The sequence below is a fragment of the Nocardioides furvisabuli genome (assembly GCF_021083185.1).
Classification (GTDB): Bacteria; Actinomycetota; Actinomycetes; order Propionibacteriales; family Nocardioidaceae; genus Nocardioides; species Nocardioides furvisabuli.
Window position 1 is genome coordinate 98,232 of sequence record NZ_JAIGQB010000010.1, and the last position, 25,865, is coordinate 124,096.

The 25,865-nt window shown below is 72.9% G+C and carries 27 protein-coding genes; 5 read left to right on the forward strand and 22 right to left on the reverse strand.

The features are described from left to right. Positions 1 to 9: 9 nt before the first annotated feature. Positions 10 to 741: a histidine phosphatase family protein gene (locus K4G59_RS17270; RefSeq protein WP_231252297.1), complete on the reverse strand. Its 732-nt coding sequence runs from the start codon at positions 739 to 741 to the stop codon at positions 10 to 12. A 43-nt stretch (positions 742 to 784) separates the two neighbouring features. Here K4G59_RS17270 and corA point away from each other — a divergent pair, with 43 nt between their 5' ends. Next, the gene (corA, locus tag K4G59_RS17275; RefSeq protein WP_231252298.1) at positions 785 to 1,786 is read left to right on the forward strand and encodes a magnesium/cobalt transporter CorA; all 1,002 of its coding nucleotides are present in this window, start codon (positions 785 to 787) and stop codon (positions 1,784 to 1,786) included. After that, on the forward strand, positions 1,777 to 3,018 hold the full coding sequence (locus K4G59_RS17280) for an MFS transporter (protein ID WP_231252299.1): 1,242 nt from the start codon (positions 1,777 to 1,779) through the stop codon (positions 3,016 to 3,018). Before corA ends, K4G59_RS17280 begins: the two co-directional genes overlap by 10 nt. On the opposite strand, the gene K4G59_RS17285 is transcribed toward K4G59_RS17280, so the two are convergent. Then, positions 2,984 to 3,805, reverse strand: a complete 822-nt coding sequence (locus tag K4G59_RS17285) for an undecaprenyl-diphosphate phosphatase (RefSeq protein ID WP_372461832.1) — start codon at positions 3,803 to 3,805, stop codon at positions 2,984 to 2,986. The two genes, K4G59_RS17280 and K4G59_RS17285, sit on opposite strands and share 35 nt — an antisense overlap. A gap of 67 nt (positions 3,806 to 3,872) precedes the next feature. Between K4G59_RS17285 and K4G59_RS17290 the strand changes: the two genes are divergently transcribed. The 3 genes from K4G59_RS17290 to K4G59_RS17300 all read left to right on the forward strand — a co-directional run bounded on the left by K4G59_RS17290 (position 3,873) and on the right by K4G59_RS17300 (position 5,555). Beyond that, positions 3,873 to 4,820, forward strand: a complete 948-nt coding sequence (locus K4G59_RS17290; RefSeq protein WP_231252301.1) for an aldo/keto reductase — start codon at positions 3,873 to 3,875, stop codon at positions 4,818 to 4,820. 31 nt (positions 4,821 to 4,851) lie between these two features. Further along, positions 4,852 to 5,079 (forward strand): DUF5703 family protein, encoded by a 228-nt coding sequence (locus tag K4G59_RS17295; protein WP_207081357.1) that lies wholly within the window; start codon positions 4,852 to 4,854, stop codon positions 5,077 to 5,079. A gap of 101 nt (positions 5,080 to 5,180) precedes the next feature. Next, positions 5,181 to 5,555, forward strand: a complete 375-nt coding sequence (locus K4G59_RS17300) for a hypothetical protein (RefSeq protein ID WP_231252302.1) — start codon at positions 5,181 to 5,183, stop codon at positions 5,553 to 5,555. Positions 5,556 to 5,569: 14 nt separating this feature from the next. Here K4G59_RS17300 and K4G59_RS17305 read toward each other — a convergent pair whose 3' ends face one another. The 20 genes from K4G59_RS17305 to carB form a co-directional block, all read right to left on the reverse strand. Beyond that, on the reverse strand, positions 5,570 to 6,034 hold the full coding sequence (locus tag K4G59_RS17305) for a DUF427 domain-containing protein (RefSeq protein ID WP_231252303.1): 465 nt from the start codon (positions 6,032 to 6,034) through the stop codon (positions 5,570 to 5,572). Between the two features lie 9 nt (positions 6,035 to 6,043). Further along, complete coding sequence (gene rpe / locus K4G59_RS17310; RefSeq protein ID WP_231252304.1) at positions 6,044 to 6,712, reverse strand: ribulose-phosphate 3-epimerase; 669 nt, start codon at positions 6,710 to 6,712, stop codon at positions 6,044 to 6,046. Positions 6,713 to 6,761: 49 nt separating this feature from the next. Continuing rightward, a complete protein-coding gene (gene ligD / locus K4G59_RS17315; protein WP_231252305.1) occupies positions 6,762 to 7,748 on the reverse strand; it encodes a non-homologous end-joining DNA ligase in 987 nt (328 codons plus the stop codon). 27 nt (positions 7,749 to 7,775) lie between these two features. Then, complete coding sequence (locus K4G59_RS17320) at positions 7,776 to 8,774, reverse strand: hypothetical protein (protein WP_231252306.1); 999 nt, start codon at positions 8,772 to 8,774, stop codon at positions 7,776 to 7,778. A 340-nt stretch (positions 8,775 to 9,114) separates the two neighbouring features. After that, entirely contained in the window at positions 9,115 to 10,428 is a 1,314-nt protein-coding gene (locus K4G59_RS17325) for an RsmB/NOP family class I SAM-dependent RNA methyltransferase (protein WP_231252307.1), read from the reverse strand. Continuing rightward, positions 10,421 to 10,846 (reverse strand): MmcQ/YjbR family DNA-binding protein, encoded by a 426-nt coding sequence (locus K4G59_RS17330; protein ID WP_231252308.1) that lies wholly within the window; start codon positions 10,844 to 10,846, stop codon positions 10,421 to 10,423. The genes K4G59_RS17325 and K4G59_RS17330 overlap by 8 nt, the downstream gene beginning before the upstream one ends. Then, positions 10,843 to 11,784 (reverse strand): methionyl-tRNA formyltransferase, encoded by a 942-nt coding sequence (fmt, locus tag K4G59_RS17335; protein ID WP_231252309.1) that lies wholly within the window; start codon positions 11,782 to 11,784, stop codon positions 10,843 to 10,845. The genes K4G59_RS17330 and fmt overlap by 4 nt, the downstream gene beginning before the upstream one ends. A gap of 58 nt (positions 11,785 to 11,842) precedes the next feature. Continuing rightward, the gene (def, locus tag K4G59_RS17340; RefSeq protein ID WP_231252310.1) at positions 11,843 to 12,388 is read right to left on the reverse strand and encodes a peptide deformylase; all 546 of its coding nucleotides are present in this window, start codon (positions 12,386 to 12,388) and stop codon (positions 11,843 to 11,845) included. A gap of 80 nt (positions 12,389 to 12,468) precedes the next feature. Further along, complete coding sequence (locus tag K4G59_RS17345) at positions 12,469 to 14,487, reverse strand: primosomal protein N' (RefSeq protein WP_231252311.1); 2,019 nt, start codon at positions 14,485 to 14,487, stop codon at positions 12,469 to 12,471. A gap of 147 nt (positions 14,488 to 14,634) precedes the next feature. Next, positions 14,635 to 15,837: a methionine adenosyltransferase gene (gene metK, locus K4G59_RS17350; protein WP_231252312.1), complete on the reverse strand. Its 1,203-nt coding sequence runs from the start codon at positions 15,835 to 15,837 to the stop codon at positions 14,635 to 14,637. Positions 15,838 to 15,907: 70 nt separating this feature from the next. Continuing rightward, positions 15,908 to 17,122, reverse strand: coding sequence for a bifunctional phosphopantothenoylcysteine decarboxylase/phosphopantothenate--cysteine ligase CoaBC (gene coaBC, locus K4G59_RS17355; protein WP_231252313.1), 1,215 nt, complete (start codon positions 17,120 to 17,122; stop codon positions 15,908 to 15,910). Between the two features lie 13 nt (positions 17,123 to 17,135). Beyond that, positions 17,136 to 17,447 (reverse strand): DNA-directed RNA polymerase subunit omega, encoded by a 312-nt coding sequence (gene rpoZ, locus K4G59_RS17360; RefSeq protein WP_231252314.1) that lies wholly within the window; start codon positions 17,445 to 17,447, stop codon positions 17,136 to 17,138. 19 nt (positions 17,448 to 17,466) lie between these two features. Continuing rightward, positions 17,467 to 18,069 (reverse strand): guanylate kinase, encoded by a 603-nt coding sequence (gene gmk / locus K4G59_RS17365; RefSeq protein WP_231252315.1) that lies wholly within the window; start codon positions 18,067 to 18,069, stop codon positions 17,467 to 17,469. After that, complete coding sequence (mihF, locus tag K4G59_RS17370) at positions 18,066 to 18,389, reverse strand: integration host factor, actinobacterial type (protein ID WP_207085293.1); 324 nt, start codon at positions 18,387 to 18,389, stop codon at positions 18,066 to 18,068. Before mihF ends, gmk begins: the two co-directional genes overlap by 4 nt. Before the next feature lie 136 nt (positions 18,390 to 18,525). Continuing rightward, positions 18,526 to 18,957, reverse strand: coding sequence for a hypothetical protein (locus tag K4G59_RS17375; RefSeq protein ID WP_231252316.1), 432 nt, complete (start codon positions 18,955 to 18,957; stop codon positions 18,526 to 18,528). Continuing rightward, positions 18,954 to 19,778, reverse strand: a complete 825-nt coding sequence (pyrF, locus tag K4G59_RS17380; RefSeq protein ID WP_231252317.1) for an orotidine-5'-phosphate decarboxylase — start codon at positions 19,776 to 19,778, stop codon at positions 18,954 to 18,956. The genes K4G59_RS17375 and pyrF overlap by 4 nt, the downstream gene beginning before the upstream one ends. Further along, positions 19,775 to 20,611, reverse strand: coding sequence for a nitronate monooxygenase (locus K4G59_RS17385; RefSeq protein WP_231252318.1), 837 nt, complete (start codon positions 20,609 to 20,611; stop codon positions 19,775 to 19,777). The genes pyrF and K4G59_RS17385 overlap by 4 nt, the downstream gene beginning before the upstream one ends. Then, positions 20,608 to 21,417, reverse strand: coding sequence for an iron-sulfur cluster-binding protein (locus tag K4G59_RS17390; protein ID WP_231252319.1), 810 nt, complete (start codon positions 21,415 to 21,417; stop codon positions 20,608 to 20,610). Before K4G59_RS17390 ends, K4G59_RS17385 begins: the two co-directional genes overlap by 4 nt. A gap of 5 nt (positions 21,418 to 21,422) precedes the next feature. Then, on the reverse strand, positions 21,423 to 22,481 hold the full coding sequence (locus tag K4G59_RS17395; RefSeq protein ID WP_231252320.1) for a quinone-dependent dihydroorotate dehydrogenase: 1,059 nt from the start codon (positions 22,479 to 22,481) through the stop codon (positions 21,423 to 21,425). After that, complete coding sequence (gene carB / locus K4G59_RS17400) at positions 22,478 to 25,864, reverse strand: carbamoyl-phosphate synthase large subunit (RefSeq protein WP_231252321.1); 3,387 nt, start codon at positions 25,862 to 25,864, stop codon at positions 22,478 to 22,480. The genes K4G59_RS17395 and carB overlap by 4 nt, the downstream gene beginning before the upstream one ends. Position 25,865: the final 1 nt, after the last annotated feature.

A 25,865-nucleotide genomic window follows, 5' to 3' on the forward strand; every position in this document is an offset into this window, starting at 1 on the left:
TCACTCACCCTAGGACGTCGCTGTCTGGGCCTCGGGGGTGGCCTGCGGGCCCGCGCCGCCTCCGACCGCAGCGTCGCTGCTGCGGCGTCGACGGGACTTCCTCGGCGGCGTCAGCCACGACAGGTCCCCGGCGTGGGTGTTCGTGCCGAGGACGAAGGGGCGCGCATCGGTGTAGCGCACGATCGAGACCGACGCGGGGTCGACGTGGATGCGCTGGAAGAGGTCGAGGTGGGTGCCGAGGGCGTCGGCGAGGATCGACTTGATGACGTCACCGTGGCTCACGGCCAGCCAGACGGCGTCGTCGCCGTGCTCGGCCGAGACCCGCGCGTCGTGGCGTCGGATCGCCGCGACCGCCCGGTCCTGCATGGCGCGCATCGACTCCCCGCCGGGGAAGGTCGCGGCTGACGGCTGCGTCTGGACGGTCCTCCAGAGCTTCTCCTTGGTCAGGTCCTTCAGCGCCCGGCCCTGCCACTCGCCGTAGTCGCACTCGGAGAGCTGCTTGTCGGTGCTGGCCCGCAGCGGCGTGGCCTGGGGGCGGGTGACCTCGCGGCACGTCTCGCGGCAGCGCTCGAGCGGGCTCGTGACGGCTGCGGCGAGGCGTACGCCCGCCAGCCGCTCCCCCACCGCGACGGCCTGTTCCACGCCGGCGTCGTCGAGGTGCACGCCGGGCAGGCGCCCGGCCAGGACGCCGGTCGCGTTGGCGGTCGAACGACCGTGTCGGACGAGGATGACGGTGGCCACGCCAGCGACCCTAGCCAAGACGGGGTAGGACTAGCCTGACCGCGTGATCGTGGACAACGCCCTCTACCACCGGGGCAGGCGGGTGCCCCTCGGCGAGGGCGACCAGAGCCTGGGCCACGCACGCGTTCCGTGTGCGCCGGGCGACTTCCAGTGGATCGGCATCCACGACCCCAGCCCCGACGAGCTCGAGCTCATCGCCGACACCTTCGACCTGCACCCGCTGGCGGTCGAGGACGCGGGCGACTCCCACCAGCGCCCGAAGGTCGAGCACTACGGCGACACGCTCTTCCTGGTCCTCAAGACGCTCTGGTACGTCGACGAGGAGGACGCGGTCGAGACCGGTGAGATCAACATGTTCGTCGGCGCCGACTTCGTGGTGACCGTCCGCCACGGCGAGGGGATCGACCTCGCGGACTCCCGCAAGGACCTCGAGGAACGGGCGCAGGTGCTCGAGCACGGTCCGATGGGCGTCATGTACGCCGTCTGCGACCGGGTGGTCGACGAGTACGAGCGGGTCGGCGCGGCGCTGGAGGAGGACGTCGACGAGGTGGAGGAGTCGGTCTTCTCCCCCGCCCGCACCGACGACGCGAACCGCATCTACGTCCTGAAGCGCGAGATCGCCGAGGTGCGCCGCGCGGTGATGCCGCTGCGCGAGCCGATGCGCAAGTTCTCGATGCACTCCGACACCGTCCCGACGATCCGCACCCCCGTCCCGATCACGGCCGAGACCGCGACCTACTTCCGCGACGTCTCCGACCACCTCCAGCGGGTCTCGGAGGTGATCGACAGCCTCGACATCCTGCTGTCGACGGCCTTCGACGGCCACCTGGCACGCATCTCGGTGCAGCAGAACGAAGACATGCGCAAGATCTCCGCCGGCGCCGCCCTCGTCGTCGTGCCGACCCTGATCGCCGGGATCTACGGCATGAACTTCGACCACATGCCCGAGCTGCACTGGACCTACGGCTACCCGTTCGCGATGGCACTGATGGCCGGGGTCGCGGCGGGGTTGTTCGCCCTGTTCAAGAAGTCCGGGTGGCTGTGACGCCTCCGTCCCCGACGGCTTGGCGGGTGGTGTGGTGGTTCGGCTTCGTCAGCCTGACCGCCGACATGGTCTACGAGGGTGCCCGCTCGGTCTACGGACCGCTGCTGGCCGCGCTGGGGGCCTCGGCGGTCGTCGTCGGCCTCGTCACGGGAGCCGGCGAGGCGGTCGCGCTCGTGCTGCGGCTGGCCTTCGGCCCGATCGCGGACCGCACCGGGCGCTACTGGACGCTGACGATCGTCGGCTACGGGCTGACCGCGATCTGCGTTCCGCTGCTCGCGATCGCTCCACGACTCGGCGTCGCGGGGCTCGGCTTCGCCACGACGATGATCCTGCTCGAGCGGCTCGGCAAGGCGGTCCGCTCGCCCTCGAAGTCGGCGCTGCTGGCGCAGGCGGCGAGCGGGGTCGGGCGCGGGCGCGGGTTCGGCGTCCACAAGGCCCTCGACCAGGTCGGCGCGTTCGCCGGCCCGCTGGTGGTCGCGGGTGCGGTGGCGATCAGCTCGCTCTGGGCCGGGATGGCGGTGCTGGCCGTGCCGGGGGCGATCGCGATGGTCCTGCTCCTCGCGCTGCGGCGTCGGGTGCCCGACCCGGGCGTGTACGACGTCGCGCCCGCCCCGGCGGCGCGTCCGGGTGTCGGCGAGCGACGGGGCTGGTGGGCCGAGGCCGTCGGAGCCGGGCTGTCCGGCGACTTCTTCCGCTACGCGGTCGCCGCGTCGCTGACGACCGGTGCGCTCGTCACCTTCGGCATCATCGGCTACCACCTGACGGTGGAGGGGCTGGTGCCGGTTGCTGCCGTCCCGGTGCTCTACGCCGCCGCGATGGGGGTGGAAGCCGTGGCAGCCCTGGTCGTCGGCGCCGTGTACGACCGCGCCGGCCCCCGCGTGCTGCTGCTCGTCCCGTTCCTCGTGGCCCTGGTCCCCGCCCTGGCGCTCGGCTCGGCGCTGGTGGCGGTGCTCGCCGGCGTCCTCGCCTGGGGAGTCGCCCAGGGCGTGCAGGACTCGACGGTCAAGGCCGTGGTGGCAGACCTCGTCGAGGCGCCGCGCCGCGCGACGGCGTACGGAGTCTTCGCGGGGATCCAGGGGCTGCTCGCCATCGTCGGCGGCGTGGGTGCCGGTTGGCTCTACGAGCGCTCGCTGGTCGCGCTGGTGGTCGTCGTGGCGCTCACCCAGCTGGTGGCGCTGGGACTGCTGGTCGAGACGTTCAGGCGCTCAGCACGCCTGCACCGAGCAGGATGAGCGTGCCGGCGCCCAACAGGATCCGGTAGATGACGAACGGCGTGTAGGACCGCGTGCTGACGTAGCGCAGCAGCCAGGCGATGGCGGCGTACCCGACGACGAAGGAGACGACGGTCGCGGTGATCGTCGGGCCCCAGCCGTAGGTGTTGTCGCCGTCGGGGATCTCCTGGAGCTCGAAGAGGCCCGCACCGACGACCGCCGGGATCGCCAGCAGGAAGGCGAAGCGCGTGGCGGCCTCGCGCTCGAAGCCGAGGAAGCGGCCCATCGAGATCGTGGCGCCCGAGCGCGACACTCCGGGGATGAGGGCCATGGCCTGCGCCGCCCCCATCAGCACCGCGTCCTTCATGGTGAGCTTGCCCAGCGGGCGGTCGGTGCGACCGATGCGGTCGGCGATGCCGAGCACGACGCCCAGCACGATCAGGGTGGTGCCGATGATCCAGAGGTTGCGGAAGTCGTCCTCGATGATGTCCTTCAGCAGCACGCCGAGCACCACGATCGGCAGCGAGCCGACGATGATGTACCACCCCATCCGGGCATCGATCGTGCCGCGGTACTCGGGCTGGAAGAGCGAGCGCACCCATGCGCTGCCGATGCGCCAGATGTCCTTGCGGAAGTAGATGAGCACCGCGAGCTCGGTGCCGATCTGGATCACGGCCGTGAAGGCGGCTCCCGGGTCGCCCCAGCCGAAGAGCTCGGGGAAGATCCGCAGGTGGGCGCTGCTCGAGATCGGCAGGAACTCCGTCAGCCCCTGGATGACGCCGAGGACCACGGCCTTGAGGAGATCGATCACAGGGGGTGAGCCTACGGGCGAGTCACTGCCCGCCGGTGCACGCCCCGTGGCTACTCTCACCTCCATGCAGCAGCGATCCGTCGGCGCCACCGGGCTCAAGGTCTCCCGTCTCGGCCTCGGCACCATGACCTGGGGTCGCGACACCGACGAGCACGAGGCGCGCGACCAGCTCATCGCCTTCACCGCGGCCGGCGGGACCCTGCTCGACACCGCGGCCGGCTACGGCGACGGCGCCAGCGAGGAGCTGATCGGCACCCTCATCGGCGACGTGGTCTCCCGCGACGAGGTCGTGCTGGCCACGAAGGCCGGCATCTCGCGGCGTACGGGTGAGCGGGTGACCGACACCTCGCGCGGCACCCTGCTGACCACGCTCGACGCCTCGCTCGCGCGCCTGCGGGTCGACCACGTCGACCTGTGGCAGGTGCACGTGTGGACCGACGAGACTCCGGTCGAGGAGACCCTCTCCGCGCTGGAGCTGGCCGTGTCGTCCGGCCGGGCGTCCTATGTCGGCATCTCCAACTACACCGGGTGGCAGACGGCGCAGGCCGCCACCTGGCAGCGCGCCTTCCCCGGACGTACGCCGCTCGCGTCGACCCAGGTCGAGTACTCCCTGCTGAACCGGCACGTCGAGCACGAGGTGCTGCCCGCCGCGCAGGCGCTCGGTCTCGGCGTGCTGCCGTGGTCGCCCCTCGGCCGTGGAGTGCTCACCGGCAAGTACCGCACCGGGACGCCCTCGGACTCCCGCGCAGCCACCGAGCACTTCGCGAGGTTCGTCGGCGCCTACCTCGACGACCGCGGTCGCGGCATCGTCGAAGCCGTCGCCCGCGCGGCGGACGGCCTCGGGTGGTCGCCGCTCGAGGTGTCGCTGGCGTGGGTGCGCGACCGTCCCGGCGTCACCGCGCCGATCGTCGGCGCCCGCACCGCTGCCCAGCTCGACGGCGTGCTCGGGGTCGAGGAGCTGACGCTGCCCCCCGAGATCGTCGCCGCCCTCGACGACGTGTCCGCCGACTGACCGATCCCCCGAGCAGACGGGAGAAGACCACATGGCCAGGATCCAGCGCCGTCCCCCCGGTCGGGGCATCGAGTGGGAGTACGAGACGCTCGTGCTCCCGAAGGACTTCTCGCGCAACGTCGTGACGCGCCTGCTCGTCGATCGGGCCGAGCATGGCGGGTGGGAGCTCGACCGCCTGCGGATCGGCCACGACGGCAAGCGCCGCGTGGTGCTGCGCCGCAAGATCATCCGCCAGCGGCTGACGCTGTTCGCCGGCTGACCGCAGCGCCGGCCAGGGACGGAGCCATGGCCATCGCTCCCGACGTGTGGTCGACTGGACGGGACGGGAGCGGACGGGCCGGTCCCGGTGGAGGGAGCGCCATGGCAGCCGGACGACGGCACCACACGGACCTGAGGATCCTCGAGCTGGCGGTCGACCCGGCCGACGTCGACCGCGAGACCTATCCGGTCAGGATCCGCCTGACCCGCCCGCTGACGACGTACGAGGTGTCGGGGCTCGCCGCCATGGAGCCCGGGCTCAGCACCGACGGAGACGCGATCGTCGTCCCTGCCGCGCGGCTCGACGACGTGGCGCGGGAGTGCGACACCTGGGCGCGCCGGCTCGAGCGGGTGCAGTCACGCGCCGAGGAGCTCGAGGGCGAGGCGTGGGTCGCGGACAGCCGGCGGGTCGACGAGCAGGCGCGCCACGGTTCGCACCTGCGCAGCCAGCAGTCCGACGACCGCGGCCTGCACTGAGCCCCCAGCCCCGCTCACCAGCCAGACGTACCGGGCGCTCCCTTGAAGGGACCGGTCACCCGTGAGGTGATCCAGCCGCCGTAGAAGTGGCCAGGTTGCGGCTCGACGACCTCGCCGTCGACCGTGCACCGGTCGACGCGTCCGGGGTAGAGCGCGACGTGGTCGACGAGCTGCTCGAAGCCCTTCGACGGCGTCGGGTAGGTCCAGGCGATCGCGGGCAGCACCTCGTCGCCGGCGACGACGTCGAGGTAGGCGGCCTGCCCCTTCCACTCGCACCAGGAGGCGCCCTCGCCCGGGCGCAGCACGCCGTCGGCGAACGCCTCGCGCGGGAGGTAGTAGGTCGGCGGGTGGCTGGTCTCCAGCACCCGCAGGCTGGTGCGGGTGTCGGCGATCACGACGCCGCCGTGGGTGACGACGACGTGCTCGCCGCTCGGGTCGACGCGGGGCGGGCGGGGATAGTCCCAGACGGACTCGGTCATGCCGCCAATCTACGGGCGGGCCCTGACGGCCTCGGCCCGCTCGCGCAGCGCGACCACCATCGCGTCCGGGTCGTCGGCGGAGTAGACGGCAGATCCCGCGACGAACACGTCGGCGCCGGCCTCCGCGCAGCGTTCGATGGTCTCCAGCGAGACCCCGCCGTCGACCTGGAGCCAGGTCTCGACGCCGTGCTTGCGCACCATCTCGCGGGCGGTCCGGATCTTCGGCAGGCACAGGTCGAGGAACTTCTGGCCGCCGAAGCCGGGCTCCACGGTCATGATCAGCACCGTGTCGAGCTCGGGCAGCAGCGCCTCGTAGGGCTCGATCGCGGTCGCGGGCTTGAGCGCCATCGACGCCCGGGCGCCCTGCGCCCGGATCTCGCGGGCCAGCCGCACCGGTGCCTTGGCTGCCTCGGCGTGGAAGGTGACCGAACCGCAGCCCGCCTCCGCGTACGCCGGCGCCCACCGGTCGGCGTCCTCGATCATCAGGTGCGCGTCCAGCGGCTGGGTGGCGTGCTTGCTGAGCGCCTCGATCACCGGCAGCCCGAGAGTGAGGTTGGGGACGAAGTGGTTGTCCATGACGTCGACGTGCACCCAGTCGGCGCTCGGGATCCGCGCGACCTCGTCGGCCAGGCGCGAGAGGTCGGCGTTGAGGATGCTGGGAGTGATCTGGATGCCCACGGTCACGATCCTAGGGACTCGGTGCTTCGACCACCCGGGCGGCTCGGGCTCAGGTGGCGTCGGGCTGTGCCTCGTCCGGCTCCGGCGGCGCAGCAGCACCCTCGGCCTCGTCGCGGTCGGCCCACTCGAGCAGCGGCCCGATGTCGAAGGGGTGGGCGTCGATGTCGGCGTGCAGGTCGCCGATCTGCGCAAAGCGCGCCGGCATCGTGAAGATCGTGAAGTCGTCGGGCTCGCAGTCGTCGACCTCGTCCCAGCGGATCGGCGCCGAGACGCGCGCCTCGGGCACCCCACGCACCGAGTAGGCCGCGGCGATCGTGTGGTCGCGGGCGTTCTGGTTGTAGTCGACGAAGAGCTGCGCGGGGTCGCGGTCCTTGCGCCACCACGCCGTGGTCACCTCTCCCCCGGCGCGCCGCTCGACCTCGCGCGCGAACGCCAGTGCCCCTCGGCGTACGTCCTGGAAGCCGTGGTCGGGCGGGATCCGCACGTAGACGTGCAGCCCCGACCCGCCGCTGGTCTTGGGGAATCCGGTGGCGCCGAGCTCGTCGAGCACCTCGTGGGCGAGGTGCGCCACGCGCCGGACCGTCGCCCAGTCACAGTCGGGGCCCGGATCGAGGTCGATGCGCCACTCGTCGGGCTTCTCGGTGTCGGCGCGTCGGCTGTTCCACGGGTGGAACTCGACCGTGGACATCTGCACCGCCCAGATGACGCTTCCGAGCTCGGTCACGCACAGCTCGTCGGCGGTGCGCTTCCAGCGTGGGAAGAACAGCTCGACGGTCTCCACCCAGTCAGGCGCCCCGGCGGGCAGCCGCTTCTGGTGGACCTTGTCGCCGGCGAGACCCTTGGGGAAGCGGTGCAGCATGCACGGGCGCTCGAAGAGCGCGTTGACGATCCCGTCGCCGACGGCGAGGTAGTAGTCGACGAGGTCGAGCTTGGTCGCCCCGCGCCCCCCGTCGATCGGCGGGAAGTAGGCCCGGTCGGGGTTGGTGACCTTGACGACGCGACCGTCGACCTCGACCTCGGTGAACGGCGACGGCATGTCGAGGAGCCTAGCCGCGCGGCCGCACTACTGCTTCGCGCCCTCCGCGGGCGTGGGGGTGGGCGTTGGCGTGGCCGGCTCCGCGACGGTGACGGTCACCGGCTCGGACCAGCCCTCGTCGGCGTACTGGCTCTCCGGGCGGTGCCAGCGCAGCTCGGTGGTCTCGGTGAGGGGTACGTCGACCCGGGCGATGCCGTCGGGGCCGGAGAGGACGGGATCGCCGACCGGCGCCCACGCACCGCCGGGCTGGCGCGACTCCAGGACGAGCGTGTCTCCGGTGTCGCGGCCACCGGTCTCGGTGACCCGGCCGGTCACGGTCACGCTGTCGCCAGCAGGGACCTGGCGGCGGTCGACCGCGAGCGTGGTGGTGAGCGTGATGCCCTCGAAGTCGAGGGTGCGGCCGGACGCCCTCACGGCGTCGAGGTTGAAGGCCCGGCCGTCGCAGCCGAAGCCCGTCACCACGAAGCCCGGCCCGTCGCCGTGCCGGGCGGCGAGCTCGCCGGTCGTGGCGCTGCCCTCCTGCGCCAGGGGTGCCTGCGTGGTGAGGTCGACCAGGGTCCAGTCGTAGACCAGCGACGAGGCGGCCACCGTCGTCCAGGAGCCTGCCGCGACGTCGACGTCGGCGCGCCCGCTCCAGACCGTGCCGCGCGGGCTGTCGGGAGTCACGGCGATCACGTGGGACACGCCGCGGGTGCCACCGGTCGCCGCCACGGAGACCGACGCCTCGATCCCTGCGAGGGAGCCGAACGCGGCGTAGGGACCTGAGGCAGTGCCGGGACCGGCCGGCACGATCCCGAGGGACCGACGCCCGAGAGGTGCGGAGTACGGGCCCAGGTTCAGGCGGGAGCCCGGCGCAGCGGTGGTGCCGCGGAGCGAGTCGCAGCCGACGTAGGTGATGAAGACGTCCGCGTCGCCGGTGACCGGACCGGTCACGGTGCGCGACCCGTCGGCGTACGCCGGCCCCGTCCCGACGGCAGCCAGCGCCACCATCGTCACGACGGTCGTCGCCCTGCTCTGCACTCGCATCGGTTCCTGCTCCCCGTCGTCCGTCGCACCCCTCCGGTGCGACGCACTGGGTCCATCATGGTCGGGTCGACCAAGGATGTGAACAGGTGCCTCGAAGATGTCCCCCGAATGTCACCCGCGGCCCACCTGTCGGGGTGGCTGTCGGGGTGGCTGTCGGCACGGCCGGCCACGACGTTGCGCCGGACCACTACCCGGCCGCCATCACCGCCCTCGCCCAGGTCCTCACTGACGGGCTGGACCTCGCCCCGCTCTTTCACGAGCTCAGCCACGGCGAGTCCTTTCGACGAGCCGCGCTCCTACCTGCGGCACCTCGAGGACGAGTGAGGCGCGAGCCGTCGGCTCAGCGGCGTCGCAGCGTCGCCGCGAACATGGCGTCCGTGCCGTCGCGGTGCGGCCACAGCTGGAAGCGGTCGACCTCGTCGGTGTCGTCGCGACGTCCGAGCACTGCCGTCACGACGTCGGTCGTCTCGGCGAGCACGGGCGAGCAGGTCGCGTAGACCACGACCCCACCCGGGCGCACCGACTCCAGCGCCACGTCGAGCAGCACCTGCTGAAGGGACGTCAGCAGGTGGAGGTCCTCGGGTGCACGTCTCCAGCGCGACTCGGGACGGCGCCGCAACGCGCCGAGGCCTGTGCACGGTGCGTCGACCAGGACGCGGTCGAAGGTGCCGGGCAGCCACGCGGGGCGAGCACCGTCGCCGGCCAGCACGTCGAACGACCCGGTCGGAAGGGCGCGCATGGCCGAGGCGACCAGCGCGGCACGGTGGGGTTGGCGCTCGTGCGCCACCAGCCGGGCGCCACGGCCGGCCGCGAGCGCACCGAGCAGCGCCGCCTTGCCGCCCGGACCGGCGCACAGGTCGAGCCAGCGCTCGTCACGCCCCTCGAGCGGCGCGTCGGCCACCGCCAGGGCGACGAGCTGGGAGCCCTCGTCCTGGACCCCAGCGCGACCCTCCGCCACGGCCGCGACGCCCGACGGGTCGCCCCCCTCGAGCACGACGCCGTACGGCGAGAGGCGGGTGCGGCTGCCACCCGATGCCTCGAGCTCCTCCACCGTCGCCAGACCGGGGCGTGCGGCCAGGGTGACCCGAGGTGCCGCGTTGTCGGCAGCGAGCAGGTCCGCGAGCTCGTCGTCGTCACCGAGTGCCTCGGCAAGCGTGTCGACCACCCAGCGCGGGTGCGACTGCGCGACCGCGAGATGGCCACGACGGTCGGTCGCGGCGTCGGGTGCGACCTGGCTGACCCAGTCGGCGAGGTCGCGCCGGCTGATGGCGCGCAGCACTGCGTTGACGAGGCCGGCGGGACCCTGGCCGACGCTCGTGCGGACCAGGTCGACGCTGGTGGAGATCGCCGCGTGGTCGGGCACCCGCATGGACAGGAGCTGGTGGGCGCCCAGGCGCAGCACGTCACGCACCTCGGGCTGCAGCTTCGGTCGCGTCAGGCACGCGTCGATGATCGGGTCGTACAGGCCCTGCATGCGGATGGCGCCGGAGGCGAGCTCGGTGACGAGACCGGCATCGCGACCCTCGAGCCGGTGCTTGCGCAGGACCTGCGGGAGCACGAGGTTGGCGTAGGCGTCGTCGACCCGCACGGCGGTGAGCACGTCGAGCGCTGCCCGGCGCGGCCGGTCGACCGGACGTCGGCGGCGCTCACTCACCGAGGTGCTCCCGGACCAGCGCGCGCGGGGCCTTCGCCGACCACGCGTCGGTGATCACCTCGGCGAGCTCGGCGCGACCGATCTCGTCGAGGCGGGACTGCTGGACCAGGACGGCGTTGTAGCCCTTGAAGTGGTCGATGGTGAAGAACGGCGTGGACGCGTCCTCGACGAGGGCGTGCTTCTCGACCTCCGTCGGCGTCATGATCACCACGAGGTCGTCGTACATCTCCCCGGTCTCCGGGTCGATCGCCGTCCTGCCCGGGGCGCGGTAGAGCACGAAGCCCTTGCCCTTGTCCCCGCGCGGCACCTTCCACGTGGGTCGGTCGCCCCACGAGGTGCCGAGCTCGGTCTCGGGCAGCGACGCGCAGATCTCGTCGATGTCCTCCGGGCGCGCGGGCCGGTCCTCGGGGGTGCTCACCCCGTCGGCTCCTCGGCGCCGAGCCGCACTCCGGACTCCAGGCGTACGCCACGGGCCCAGTCGGCGGCTGCCATCTCCTTCTTGCCGAAGGCCTTGACCTGTCCCAGCCGCACGGGCGTGGTGCCGGTGCCGACGTGGACCGCGTTCTTGGTGACCTCGATGATGCCGGGCTCGAGCGGCGGGTGATCGGTGGGCGTGACGGGACCGAGCTTCATCCGCTCCCCGGCGTACGTCGTCCAGGCGCCGGGCGCGGGCGTGCAGGCCCGGACCTGCCGGTCGATGCCGACCGCCGGGTGGGTCCAGTCGACGCGGGCGTCGTCGACCAGGATCTTCGGGGCGAAGGACACCCCCTCGGCCTGCTGCTCGCGCGCCTCGAGGCTGCCGTCCTCGATGCCGTCGAGGGTCTGCACGAGCAGGCCGGCGCCGCCCTCGGCGAGCCGCTCGAGCAGGTCGCCCGCCGTGTCACCTGGACGGATCCGCTCGGTCATGACCCCGAAGACCGGGCCGGCGTCGAGGGCCTTGACGATGCGGAAGGTCGTGGCGCCGGTGACCTCGTCGCCGGCCCACAGCGAGTGCTGGACCGGCGCGGCGCCCCGCCACGACGGCAGGACCGAGAAGTGCAGGTTGATCCAGCCGTGCGGCACCAGGTCGAGAGCCGACTGCGGCAGCAGCGCGCCGTAGGCGACGACGGGGCACGCGTCGGGACGCAGGTCGGCGAGGGCTGCCTGGAAGTCGGGGTCGCGCGGGTGCTCGGGCTTGAGGACCGGTACGCCGAGCGCCTCGGCACGCTGGGCGACCGGGCTGGCGACCAGCCTGCGCCCGCGACCGCTGGGGGCGTCCGGGCGGGTGACCACCCCGACCAGCTCGTGGCGGCTCGCGGCGACGGCCTCGAGCGCGGGGACGGCGACCTCGGGAGTGCCGGCGAAGACGACGCGCATCAGTCCTGCTTCCTGGTGGGGCTCGACGGGAGGGTTCGGGGCACGGGGCCGGGGGTGCTCACCGCGCGAACCCGTGGGTCGCGTGCGGGCTGACGCGGACTGTCGGCCGCTCGAGGCCGAACCACTCGGACTCGCGGATCTCCTTCATCGCCGCCTTGCGGGCGTCGGTGTCGAGCTTGTCGATGAAGAGGATGCCGTCGAGGTGGTCGGTCTCGTGCTGCATGGCGCGAGCGAGCAGCTCCGATGCCTCGATGCGGACCGGCTCCCCGTGCACGTCGAAGCCCGTGGCCACGACCGACAGCGCGCGCAGGCAGTCGTAGGTCAGCTCCGGCAGGGACAGGCACCCCTCGGCGCCGTCCTGCGTCTGGTCAGAGAGCTCGAGGGTCGGGTTCACCAGGTGGCCGACCTCACCGTGCACGTTCCAGGTGAAGACCCTCAGCCCGACGCCGATCTGCGGCGCAGCGAGGCCCGCGCCCGGTGCGGCCAGCATCGTGTCGGTGAGGTCGGTGACGAGCTGGCGCAGCTCGCGGTCGAAGCTGTCGACCTCGATCGCGCGCTGACGCAGCACGGGATCGCCGAAGAGGCGGATGGGCTGGACGGCCACGGAACTCCTTGGGACCTGGGACTGCTGGGCTCGGAAGGCACCCAAGTCTAGGGACGGACCCGCACAGGGTCCCATCGGCGCTAGAGGCTGAGCGGATCGACCTGGATCCGCACCGCCTCCAGCTTGCGGGCCGAGCGCAGCCGCTGCAGGTCGCCGAGCGCCTCCGACAGTGCCGTCCCCCGCGACCGTGGCACCCGCAGCACCACGCGGTGCTCCCCGGGGTCGTGCTCGAGCGGCACCGGGCCCAGCACCTCGGCGCCGTCGGGGAGGTCGAGCAGGTGGAGCACGTCGTCGAGGGCTCCCAGCTCGCCGGTGACGGTCGCGATCCTCGCCGCTGGCGGCAGGTGGGCGGCGGCGCGCTCCTCGCTCTCGCGTCGCGCGAACCCGGCCGGGTCCCAGCGCACGAGCGCCTGGAGCGCCGGATGGGCCGGGTCGCCGACCGCCACCACGTGACCGCCCGGGCGCACGAGGGCTGCGGCGTTGAGCCAGCGACGCAGGGCCTCCTCGCCCGCCCTCAGGTCGTCGCGGGTCAGCGTCAGCCAGGTGTCGAGCAGCAGCACGGCGGCGAAGCCCTCCTCCGCCACCGGTTCCGCGCCGACGGTGGCCACGACGATGTCGTGCGTCCCTCCGACGTGGTCGAGCACCCGCTCGCCGCTGGAGCTGCGCACGGTCGTGCCGGGGAACATCCGGCCCAGCTCCTCGGCCGTACGCGCCTCTCCGCGCACCGGGGCCCGGAGGCCCCGGCCGCGGCAGGTCGGGCACGTCCACGCGGACTCGACGCGGCCGCACCACCGGCACTGCGGCGGCGCCGCCGGTCCGGGGATCGTCAGCGGTCCCGTGCACGCCGTGCAACGCGCCGGTGCCCGGCAGGTGTCGCACGCCAGCGACGCGGCGTAGCCGGCACGCGGGGTCTGCACCAGCACCGGGCCCGACTCCAGCCCGGCGCGCAGGGCGTCGTAGGCGGCGCGCGGGACGCGGGTGCCGATCGAGCGGTCCTCGCCCGGCACCGCCTCGACGCGGACCCGGCGGCGGAGCTCAGCGCGCGGCACGGAGAGCTCGTGGACCCACCCGGACGCCACCAGCTGCTGCACCTCGGGGGTGCGGGCCACCCCGGCGAGCAGGACGGCCGTCGACTGCTGGGCGGCGCGGGTCAGCAGCACGTCGCGGGTGTGGGGGTAGGGGGCGCGCGGCTCGGCGTGGAGGTCGTCACCGTCGTCCCACACCACAACCAGGCCGAGGTCGTGGACGGGCGCGAAGGCCGCAGCGCGGGTGCCGACGATGACGCGGCGGGCCCCACGCGAGACGGCGAGGAACTCGCGGTAGCGCGCGGACGGACCGACGTCGGCGGTGAGGCACACGTGGTGGCCCTGACCGAGCTGCGCGTCGAGCGCGGCGGCGACCCTGGCGACGTCGCGGGCGTCGGGCACGCACACCAGCGCGCCCTGCCCCGCGGCGTACGCCGTCGCGACGACCTCGGCCAGCATCGCGGGCCAGTCGTCCGCCGGCGCGGCCGACCACGCAGCGCGGGGTGACTCCCCCGCAGCCAGGCGGCGCAGGAAGGCGTCGGCGTGCTCGACCCCTGACCATCGGGACGGACCGGTCGGGGCGACGGGCGGCGGAGCCGCCACGGAGGCGGCCTTCTCCGCGGTCGCGTGCCGTGGCGGCACGGCGAGCCGGAGCACGTCGGAGCGGGCCCCGGCGTAGCGGTGGGCGAGCGTCCGGCTCAGCTCCGCGACCTCGGGGGCGAGGACGGGCTCGGGGCTGACCACGCGCCGCAGCGGCTGGAGGGTGCCGGTGTGGTCGGTCTGGCTGGTGCGCTCGACGACGAAGCCGTCGACGTCCTGGCCGGCGAACCGCACCTTCACCCGCGCCCCGGGGACGGCCGTGTCGGCCATCGCGCGCGGCACGGCGTAGTCGAAGGGGCGGTCGAGGTGGGCCAGCGCGATGTCGACGAGCACCCGCGCCACCGGGTCGGTCTCGGCCGGCTCCCACGACGCGGCCCTCCGCCGGCGCGTGGCGGCCGCCTTGGCGCGGGCGTCGTCCACGGCGGCACGAAGCCCCGGGAGCATGTCTGCTTCCGGGGCCTCGTGATCGCTCATGCGGTGGATTGTGTCAGCGACGTACGACGGTCCGACGCCCACCGCCTCGCCTGCTCGGGGTTGTCAGGCTCCCGCTGAGGTTGTCGGCTGCTGCACGGCCTGACATCCTCAGGGATCCCCGGTCAGCCGGGGATCCCGAGCAGGGCCTCAGATCCCCGCAGCAGCCTTCAGCTTCTCGGCGCGGTCGGTCGACTCCCAGGTGAACTCCGGCAGCTCGCGGCCGAAGTGGCCGTAGGCCGAGGTCTGGGCGTAGATCGGGCGGAGCAGGTCGAGGTCGCGGATGATCGCGGCCGGGCGCAGGTCGAACACCTCGAGGACCGCGTCCTGGATCTGCTCGTCGCTGACGACACCGGTGCCGAAGGTCTCGATGAAGACGCCGACCGGGGCCGCCTTGCCGATGGCGTAGGCCACCTGCGCCTCGCAGCGGCGGGCCAGGCCTGCCGCGACGACGTTCTTGGCGACCCAGCGCATCGCGTAGGCCGCGGAACGATCCACCTTCGACGGGTCCTTGCCGGAGAACGCGCCGCCGCCGTGGCGGGCCATGCCGCCGTAGGTGTCGACGATGATCTTGCGACCGGTCAGGCCGGCGTCACCCATCGGACCGCCGATGACGAAGGTGCCGGTCGGGTTGACCAGCATCCGGTAGCCGTCGGAGGGGATGTCGAAGGACGCGAGGACCGGGTCGATGACGTGCTGCTTGATGTCGGCCTCGAGCTGGGCGTGCTCGATGTCGGGGCCGTGCTGGGTCGACAGGACGACGGTGTCGATGCGCACCGGGCGGTCGTCCTCGTCGTACTCGATGGTGACCTGCGTCTTGCCGTCGGGGCGCAGGTAGTCGAGCACCCCGTCCTTGCGGACCTGGGTCAGCCGCTGGGCGAGGCGCTGGGCGATCGTGATCGGCAGCGGCATCAGCTCGGGCGTGTCGTCGCAGGCGTAGCCGAACATCAGGCCCTGGTCGCCGGCGCCGCGCTTGTCCAGCTCGTCCTCGCTCGAGCCGACCCGCGACTCGTGGCCGGCGTCGACGCCCGCAGCGATGTCGCTCGACTGGGCGCCGATGGCGACCTGGACGCCGCACGTCGTGCCGTCGAAGCCCTTGTCCGAGGAGTCGTAGCCAATCTCGAGGATGGCCTTGCGGACGATGTCCGCGACCGGGGCGTACGCCGTGGTGCGGACCTCGCCGGCGACGACCACGAGCCCGGTGGTGAGCAGCGTCTCGACCGCGACGCGGAGGTTGGCGCGGTCGGGGTCCTCGGACATCAGGTGGTCGAGGACCGAGTCGCTGATCCGGTCGGCGATCTTGTCCGGGTGACCCTCGGTCACGGACTCGGAGGTGAAGAGGCGTCCAGCCACAGTGCTCTCAATTCTCGTGTGGGAAAGTCGGGTCAAACCTACCTGCTGCCCAGCATCCGGGACGCACGTCTCACCCGGCGAATCGCCGGAGGACCTCGTCCCAGATCACGTGCGCGAGCGCGGTCTTGCTGCCGTGGGGCACCTCGACGACGCCGCCGTCGGCGCCCAGGATCACCGCCTCGTTGTCGTTGCTGCCGAAGACCGCCCCGCCGCTCACGTCGTTGACGACGAGCAGGTCGCAGCCCTTGCGGGCGAGCTTGGCCCGGCCGAGGTCGAGCACCGACCCGGTCGCGTCGCCGGTCTCCGCGGCGAAACCGACCACGACCGCTCCCGCGCGGCCCCGCTCGTGGGAGATCTCGGCGAGGATGTCGGGGTTCTGCACCAGCGCGATGGACGGCGCCGAGCCGTCCTCGGCCTTCTTGATCTTCGCGTCGCTGACCGTCGTGGGACGGAAGTCCGCCGGGGCTGCGGCCATGACCACGGCGTCCGCGGTGGCGGTCGCGGCGACGACGGCGTCACGCAGCTGGTCGGTCGTCTCGACGCGTACGACGCTCACGCCGGCCGGGTCGGGCAGGGACACGTTGGCGCTGACCAGGGTGACGTGAGCGCCGCGCGAGGCGGCAGCCCGGGCGAGGGCGTAGCCCTGGAGGCCCGAGGAGCGGTTGCCGAGGAAGCGCACGGGGTCGAGGTACTCACGGGTGCCGCCGGCCGAGACGACGACCTTCAGCCCGGAGAGGTCCGGTGCTCCGACGCCGCGGTCAAGCACACCGCGTGCGAGCTCGAAGATCTCCGCGGGGTCGGGCAGGCGTCCCTTGCCCGTGTCGGTGCCGGTGAGCCGGCCCTCGGCCGGCTCGATGACGACGACGCCGCGCCGGCGCAGGGTGGCCACGTTGGCCTGGGTGGCCGGGTGCTCCCACATCTCGGTGTGCATCGCCGGCGCGAGCACGACCGGGCAGCGGGCCGTGAGGAGCGTGTTGGTGAGCAGGTCGTCGGCCAGACCCTGGGCGGCCTTGGCGATGAGATCGGCGGTCGCCGGCGCGACCACGACCAGGTCTGCGGCCTGCCCGATCCTCACGTGGGGCACGGCGTGCACGTCGGTCCACACCTCGGTGGACACCGGCTTGCCCGACAGGGCCGCCCACGTGGGCGCCCCGACGAACTCCAGCGCCGCAGCCGTGGGCACGACGGTGACGTCGTGCCCCGACTCGGTGAACCGGCGCAGCAGCTCGCAGGCCTTGTAGGCCGCGATCCCGCCGGAGACCCCCAGGACGACCTGTGCGGTCATCGAGAGGCTCGCGTCACTCCGTGGCGTCGCCGGCGGCAGCGGCCTCGGCGGCGGCCTCGGCGGCGGGGTCGATGTCCTCGCAGGTCAGGAGGTCGTCGTTGATCTCGCGGAGCGCGATCGAGAGCGGCTTCTCCTGCACGTGGGTGTCGACGAGCGGGCCGACGTACTCCAGGAGGCCCTCGCCGAGCTGGGAGTAGTAGGCGTTGATCTGGCGGGCGCGCTGGGCGCTGTAGAGCACCAGCTTGTACTTGCTGTCGGTCTTGGTGAGCAGGTCGTCGATCGAGGGGTTGGTGACGCCCTCGGCGGCGATGGTGGGAGATGCCACGGTGTTGGTGCCTCGCTAGTCAGATCGGGCGGTGCGGATCAGGTCCAACCATCAAGGCTACCAACTCGTCGGCGGCAGCGTGAACTTCGTGGTTCACGATGGTCACGTCGAACTCGCTCTCGGCCGCCAGCTCGGCGCGCGCGGTCTCCAGGCGGCGTTCGCGCTCGGCCTCGGTCTCGGTGCCGCGGCCGACGAGACGGCGTACGAGCTCGTCCCACGACGGGGGCTTGAGGAAGACGAAGAGCGCCTCGGGCATCGTCTCGCGCACCTGGCGCGCGCCCTGCAGGTCGATCTCGAGCATCGCGGGCTGGCCCGAGGCCAGGGCGAGGTCGACCGGACCGCGGGGTGTGCCGTAGCGCGCGGCCTTGTGGACCACTGCCCACTCCAGCAGGTCGCCCTTCTCGATCATGGCGTCGAACTCCTCGTCGGAGACGAACCAGTAGTGGACGCCGTTCTCCTCACCGGGGCGCGGGCGACGCGTCGTGGCCGAGACCGACAGCCAGACCTCGGGGTGGGTCTCGCGCACGGCGGCGGCGACGGTGCCCTTGCCGACGGCGGTGGGACCGGCCAGGACGATCAGGCGCGAACGACGGGTGGGGGTGGTGGGAGCGGCTTCGGTCACGACGCGTCGGGGCCGAACTCGCGCTCGAGCGCGGCGACCTGCTTGACCCCGAGACCGCGCACGCGACGGCTCTCGGCGATTCCTAGGCGCTCCATCACCTGGCGCGCCCGTACCCGGCCCAGGCCGGGCACCGACTGCAGGAGCTCGACGACCCGCATCTTGCCGATGACCTCGTTGGTCTGGCCCTCCTTGAGCACGTCGAGGATCGAGCCGCCGGAGTTCTTCAGGCGGTTCTTCACCTCGGCCCGCTCGCGTCGGGAGGCCGCAGCCTTGTCCAGGGCTGCCTGGCGCTGCTCGGGCGTCAGAGGGGGCAAGGCCACGAAAGCTGTCCTTCAGGGTCGCGAGGAATGGGTCCGGCGGTGGGTGCGGCTCAATCTAGTCAGGTCCCGACGGGGCAGGCAATCGAGCCGGCACGATCGCCACCGCGAGGTGACGTGCGCGACAGGCACGCCCCGCTCAGCGCGAGAGCGGCGTGCCGCAGACGTCGAGCGCGTGCTGCTCGACCGCGGCCATCGCGGTCACCGTGCGCTCGGATCCGACTGCCCGTGCGGCGGCCTCGATCTCGCGCCGGGCCCCGGCGTCGAGCCCGGCCGGTGGCTCCTTCGCGGAGTACGTCGTGGCGTCGACGTCGTGGGCGTCCAGCACGTCCTCGAGGGCGTGGAGCGGGTCGACGACGGCGTCCCAGTCGTCCACGACGTCGCGGGGCGCGTGCTCGGACAGGTCGTCGTAGGCGTCGAGGGCGTCGAAGATCGCCGCCATGTCCTCCGACGCCGCCACCGCGGTCAGCGCCGCCTGGTGCCCCTCGACCCGCTCGCAGTAGTCCTCCTGCGGGTCACCGGAGCATCCCGCGGCGAGCGGGAGCAGGAGGAGCGCGGCGAGCAGTCTCACGCCCCCAAGCCTCGCACGGCGTCGTTGCCGCGCAGGGCGGCGTCGCGCAGCGCACCGACGTCCGGTCCGGCGGCCAGCACCTCGCGCGACGAGCTGGGCAGCGCCCACCTCGAGGCGGCGCCGAAGATGCGCGTCAGGTCCGCGACCGTGCCGCCCTGCGCGCCGTAGCCGGGCACCAGGAAGGGACCGTTGACGTCGAGGTCCTCGTCCGTCGCGCCGATGGTGGCACCGACGACTGCGCCGAAGGAGCCCACCGGCTCTGCCCCTGCGTTGAGCGCACGGAGGCGGTCGAGGACGGTCCCGGCCACGGTGCGCCCACCGGAGCGGGCGTGCTGGACCTCGGGGCCCTCCTTGTTGGAGGTGAGCGCCAGGACGAAGAGCCCGCCGCCGTGGCGGTGGCACGCCTCGACCATCGGGTCGAGCGACCCGAAGCCGAGGTAGGGGCTGGCGGTGATGGCGTCGGAGCCCAGCGGCGAGGCCGGGTCGAGGTAGGCGTCGGCGTAGGCCTGGCTGGTCGACCCGATGTCGCCGCGCTTGACGTCGAGCAGCACCAGCGCGCCGGCGTCGCGGGACTCGGCGATGACGCGCTCGAGGACGGCGATCCCCCGGCTCCCGAACCGCTCGTAGAACGCGCTCTGGGGCTTCACCACGCTGACCACCGGGGCCACCGCCTCGACGACGGTCAGCGCGAAGCGCTCCAGCGAGGCGACGTCGTCGGGCAGGCCCCACTGCTCGAGCAGCGCCGCGTGGGGGTCGATGCCGACGCAGAAGCGGCCGCGCTCGTCGATCGCGCGGGCGAGGCGGGTGCCGAACGGGGTCATGCGTCCTCCTGGTGGTGGGCTGCGAGGTCCGCCCGCAGCCGGGCGACGGTGGTGGGGTCGTGGAGCAGGGCGGTGCCGACCTGCACGGCACTGGCACCGACGGCGAGGTAGGTGCGGGCGGAGGTGAGGTCGCGTACGCCGCCGCAGGCGATGACGGGCACCGCGGGCAACGCCCGGTGCACCTCCGCGACGCAGCGCAGCGCGACGGGGCCCACGGCAGGGCCGCTGAGGCCGCCCGCCCGTCCGTCCGGGAAGGCGGCCGGCACGGCGTTGCCGATCACGACCGCGGTGGCGCCCGCCTCGTGGCACGACCGCGCGCCCTCCACGACCCGCGAGACGTCGGGCCGCAGCTTGGCGAGCACCGGCCGGTCGGAGGGGAACTCGCGTCGCACGGCGGCGATGACGCTGGCTGCGTGGTAGGGCTCGCGCACCTCGAAGAGCCCGGCACCGACCTCGTCGGGAGCACCCAGGTTGACCTCGAGCCCCGCAACGCCGGGAGCACGGCTCAGCCGCCGCGCCAGGTCGGCGTACTCCCCCATCGTGGCGCCCGCGATCGAGACCAGGACCCGCGCACCGGCGCGCACGAGCCACGGCAGCTCGGTGGCCAAGAAGTGCTCGAGGCCGGGGTTGGGCAGGCCGACAGCGTTGACCAGCCCGCCCGGGACCTCGACGAGACGCGGTCCGGCACCGCCCGCCCGCGGGTCGAGGGTCAGCGAGCGGGTGACGAAGTCGAGACCCGCGAGGCCGTCGGGTCCGGCGAAGGGCTCGAGCTCCCGACCCGTGCCGCCGCAGCCGGCGGCGACCATGACCGGCCCGGGCACGTAGGCACTCACAGCGCGTCCCACCGGACGCGGTCGCCCCTGACGACCGGCCCCTCGGTGCAGGCACGCACCACGCGGTCCACGCCGTCCTCGCCGACCACCGGGAGCGGGCAGCCGTGGCACAGGCCGGTGCCGCACAGCGCCGAGACCTCCAGGCCCACCTGGCTCCACGCACCTGCCCGCTCCGCGGCAGCGGCGGACGCCCGCAGCACCTCGGCGGGGCCGGTGGCGTAGACGACGTCGGCGTCGGCGCGGCGCAGCAGCTCGTCGACGTGGTCGGCGACCCGACCGCGCTGGCCGACCGAGCCGTCCGCCGTGAGGACGGTGACGGACCGCACGGCGCGGCGGGCCTCCAGGGCCGACAGCAGCCGGGACTCGTCAGGTGCCGAGACCACGAGGGACACAGCGCAGCCGCGCTCGCGGAGGCGCTCGGCGAGCGGGAAGAGCGGTGCCGCGGCGTAGCCCTCGCCGACGAGGAGGCAGGAGACCGCGTCCTTCGGCAGCGCGAACGCGCGTCCGAGCGGGCCGGTGATCGGCACCCGCGCACCGACCGGCTGGGCCGCCAGCCAGGACGTCCCCGCCCCGCGGGCCTCGAGCACCACGTCGAGGGTCGGGCCGAACGCGCTCGAGGCGCGCACGCGGTGGATCCACAGCGCCCGGCGCGCGACATGGCCAGGGACGCTGACCGCGACGAAGTTGCCCGCCCGGAACCGCTCGGGCACGCCCGGCGCCGTGAGGGTCAGGTGGCGGTGGGCACCGACGCGCTTGGTGGCCACCACCTCCCCCTCGACGTGGACGGGCGTCCTCACCTCAGGCACGGGCATCAGGCATCCGGGGCGAGACCCCGCACGATCCGGCGCGGCCACAGCGGGCCCTCGTAGACGAAGGCCGTGTAGGCCTGCAGCAGGTCCGCGCCCGCTGCGAGGCGGCGGCGGGCGTCGTCGACGGTCGTGATGCCACCGACGCCGATCAGGGTCAGCTCGCGACCCACTCGCCCGCGCAGGAGGCGTACGACGTCCTCGGAGCGCTGCGTCAGCGGCCGGCCGCTCAGCCCGCCGGCGCCGACGCGCTGCACGTCGGCCGCGCTGCTCGCGAGGCCGTCGCGGCTGATCGTCGTGTTGGTGGCGATGATGCCGTCGAGGCCGCTCGCGAGCGCGAGGTCGGCGACCGCGAGGACGTCATCGTCGCTGAGGTCCGGGGCGATCTTCACCAGCAGCGGCACCCGGCGGGCGGGGCTGACCTCGTCGGCGCGACGGCGTACGGCGGCGAGGAGGGGCTCGAGCTTCTCGACCGCCTGCAGGTCGCGCAGGCCGGGGGTGTTGGGCGAGGAGACGTTGACGACGAGGTAGTCGGCGTGGGGTGCGAGGAGCCCGGCCGACTTCTCGTAGTCACCGACGGCCTCGTCCTCCGGCACGACCTTGGTCTTGCCGATGTTGACTCCGAGGACCGTCGAGCCACCGCCCTCGCGCCACGCTGCGAGGCGGCGCGCGACGACCTCGGCGCCGTCGTTGTTGAAGCCCATCCGGTTGACGATCGCGCGGTCGACGGTGAGCCGGAACAGGCGCGGCTGCGGGTTGCCCGGCTGCGCCTCCCCCGTGACCGTGCCGACCTCGACGTGCCCGAAGCCGAGCGCGGCCAGCCCGTCGATGCCCACCGCGTTCTTGTCGAAGCCTGCCGCCAGCCCGAGGGCGTGCGGGAAGGTGATCCCCATCGCCTGCACCTGTGCGGACGCGCCCACTCGACGCTCCGTGGGCGTGCCGACGAGCCTGCTCGTCACGGGCTGCGCCACCCGGATCGCCCGGAAGGCCGCGTGGTGGATGCGCTCGGCGTCGAAGCGGGTCAGGCCCCGCTCGAAGAGCACGTCGTAGGGACGCACCCTCACGCCTCCCCCGACGGGGCCGACGGGGCCGACGGGCGCAGCTGGGCAGCCCAGTCCTGCAGGGAGCGCACGCCGATGTCACCGCGCCGCATCGCCTCCAGGCCCTGCACGGCTGCCCCGAGGCCCTGGATCGTGGTGATGCAGGGGATGTCGGTCGACACGGCGGCGGTGCGGATGTCGTAGCCGTCCATGCGCGGGGACCCACCGCTGGTCGCGCCGTGCGGCGTGTTGATGACCAGGTCGACCTCGCGGGCCCAGATGCGACCCACGATGGTCGGCTCGCCGTCGGGGCCCTCGCCCTCGGAGTGCTTGCGCACGACCGTTGCGGTGACGCCGTTGCGTCGCAGCACCTCGGCGGTGCCGGCGGTGGCGAGGATCTCGAAGCCCATGTCGGCGATCTGCTTGACCGGGAAGATCATGTGCCGCTTGTCGCGGTTGGCGACCGACACGAAGACCTTGCCCGAGAGCGGGAGCGAGCCGTAGGCCGCGGCCTGGGCCTTGGCGAAGGCCGTGCCGAAGAAGGCGTCGAAGCCCATCACCTCACCGGTCGAGCGCATCTCCGGCCCGAGCAGCGCGTCGACGGTGCGGCCGTCGGCGGTCTTGAAGCGGTCGAAGGGCATGACCGCCTCCTTGACCGCGATGGGCGAGCCGTCGGGCAGGTGCCCGCCGTCACCGGTGGCCGGCAGGACGCCGATCGCGCGCAGGTCGGCGATCGACTCCCCCAGCATCACCCGGGCCGCGGCCTTGGCGAGCGGGGTGGCGGTCGCCTTGGACACGAACGGCACCGTCCGCGAGGCACGCGGGTTGGCCTCGAGGACGTAGAGCACGTCGGAGGCCAGTGCGAACTGGATGTTGAGCAGGCCACGGACGTCGAGACCGCGGGCGATCGCCTCGGTGGAGCGGCGGATCCGGTCGATCTCCTCGCGCCCCAGCGTGATCGGCGGCAGCGCGCACGAGGAGTCGCCGGAGTGGATCCCGGCCTCCTCGATGTGCTCCATCACGCCGCCGAGGAAGAGCTCCTCGCCGTCGAAGAGCGCGTCCACGTCGATCTCGACCGCGTCGTCGAGGAAGCGGTCGACCAGCACCGGCTGACGTTCGTTGATCAGCCCGTTGGCGACGTACTTCTCCAGGTAGGCCTCCAGTGCGGCGTCGTCGTAGACGATCTCCATGCCGCGTCCGCCCAGGACGTAGGACGGGCGCACCAGGACCGGGTAGCCGATCTCGTGGGCGATGCGCTGCGCCTGGGGGTACGACGTCGCGGTGCCGTGCTTGGGCGCGGGCAGGTTGGCGTCGGCCAGGACGCGGCCGAAGGCGCCACGCTCCTCGGCGAGGTGGATCGACTCCGGCGAGGTGCCGACGATCTTCACGCCCGCGTCGGCCAGGCCCTGCGCGAGCCCGAGCGGCGTCTGGCCGCCGAGCTGGCAGATGACCCCTGCCACCGGGCCGGCCTGCTGCTCGGCGTGGACGATCTCCAGCACGTCCTCGAGCGTGAGCGGCTCGAAGTAGAGCCGGTCGGAGGTGTCGTAGTCGGTGCTGACAGTCTCGGGGTTGCAGTTGACCATGATCGTCTCGTAGCCCGCGCCCCCCTCCTCGCTGCCCAGGGCGAGAGAGGCGTGCACGCAGCTGTAGTCGAACTCGATGCCCTGGCCGATCCGGTTGGGCCCGGAGCCCAGGATGATCACGGCCTCCTTGCCCTCCGCGCGCGGCTGGACCTCGCTCTCCTCGTCGTAGGACGAGTAGTGGTAGGGCGTGCGGGCGGCGAACTCGGCGGCGCAGGTGTCGACGGTCTTGAAGACCGGCCGGATGCCGAGCGCGTGGCGCACCCCGCGCACGACGTCGGCGCTCAGGCCGCGGATGCGGCCGATCTGCTCGTCGGAGAAGCCGTGCCGCTTGGCCAGGCGCAGCAGGTCCGGTGTCAGCTCGGGGGCGTCGATGAGCTGCACGGCGACCTCGTTGATGAGCGCGAGCTGGTCGACGAACCACGGGTCGATCGCGGTCGCGTCGAAGATCTCCTCCGGCGTCGCACCGGCGCGGATCGCGTCCATGACCTTCTTGAGCCGGCCGTCGTGCGGGACGCTGATCTCCTCAAGCAGCGCCGCCTTGGTGGACTCCGAGGCCAGGTCGTCGTCGAAGTGCTTGTGCCAGTCGAAGGGCGCGTGCTTGCTCTCCAGCGAGCGCAGCGCCTTCTGCAGCGCCTCGGTGAAGTTGCGGCCGATCGCCATCGCCTCGCCGACCGACTTCATGTGCGTGGTCAGCGTCGGGTCGGCCTCGGGGAACTTCTCGAAGGCGAAGCGCGGGACCTTCACCACGACGTAGTCGAGCGCGGGCTCGAAGGAGGCGGGCGTGCTCTGCCCGTCCTCGCGCGCGGTGATGTCGTTGCGGATCTCGTCGAGGGTGTAGCCGATGGCGACCTTGGCCGCGATCTTGGCGATCGGGAAGCCGGTGGCCTTGGAGGCCAGCGCCGAGGAGCGCGAGACGCGGGGGTTCATCTCGATGACGATCAGGCGGCCGTCGGCGGGGTTCACGGCGTACTGGATGTTGCAGCCGCCCGTGTCGACGCCCACCGCGCGGATGATGCCGATCGCGAGGTCGCGCATCTTCTGGTACTCGCGGTCGGTGAGCGTCATGGCCGGGGCGACCGTGATCGAGTCGCCGGTGTGCACGCCCATCGGGTCGAGGTTCTCGATCGAGCAGACGATGACCGTGTTGTCCGCACGGTCGCGCATCACCTCGAGCTCGTACTCCTTCCAGCCGAGGATGGACTCCTCGAGGAGCACCTCGGTGGTCGGGCTGGCCGCGAGGCCGGAGCCGCCGATGCGACGCAGGTCCGCCTCGTCGTAGGCGATGCCCGACCCGGTGCCGCCCATGGTGAAGGAGGGGCGTACGACCATCGGGTAGCCAAGGTCGTCGGCCGCGGAGAGCAGGTCGTCCACCGAGTGGCAGATGACGCTGCGGGCCGACTCGCCGCCGAGCTGCTCGACGATCTTCTTGAACTGCTGGCGGTTCTCGCCGCGCTCGATGGCCTCGATCGAGGCGCCGATCAGCTCGACGCCGTACTTCTCGAGGATCCCGGCCTTGTCGAGGGCCATCGCGCAGTTGAGCGCGGTCTGCCCGCCGAGGGTGGCCAGGAGCGCGTCGGGGCGCTCCTTGGCGATGACCTTCTCGACGTACTCCGGGGTGATCGGCTCGACGTAGGTCGCGTCGGCGAACTCGGGGTCGGTCATGATCGTCGCCGGGTTGGAGTTGACCAGGACGACCCGCAGGCCCTCCTGGCGCAGCACCCGGCACGCCTGGGTGCCGGAGTAGTCGAACTCGCAGGCCTGGCCGATGATGATCGGCCCGGAGCCGATGACGAGCACGCTCTGGATGTCGGTGCGCTTGGGCATG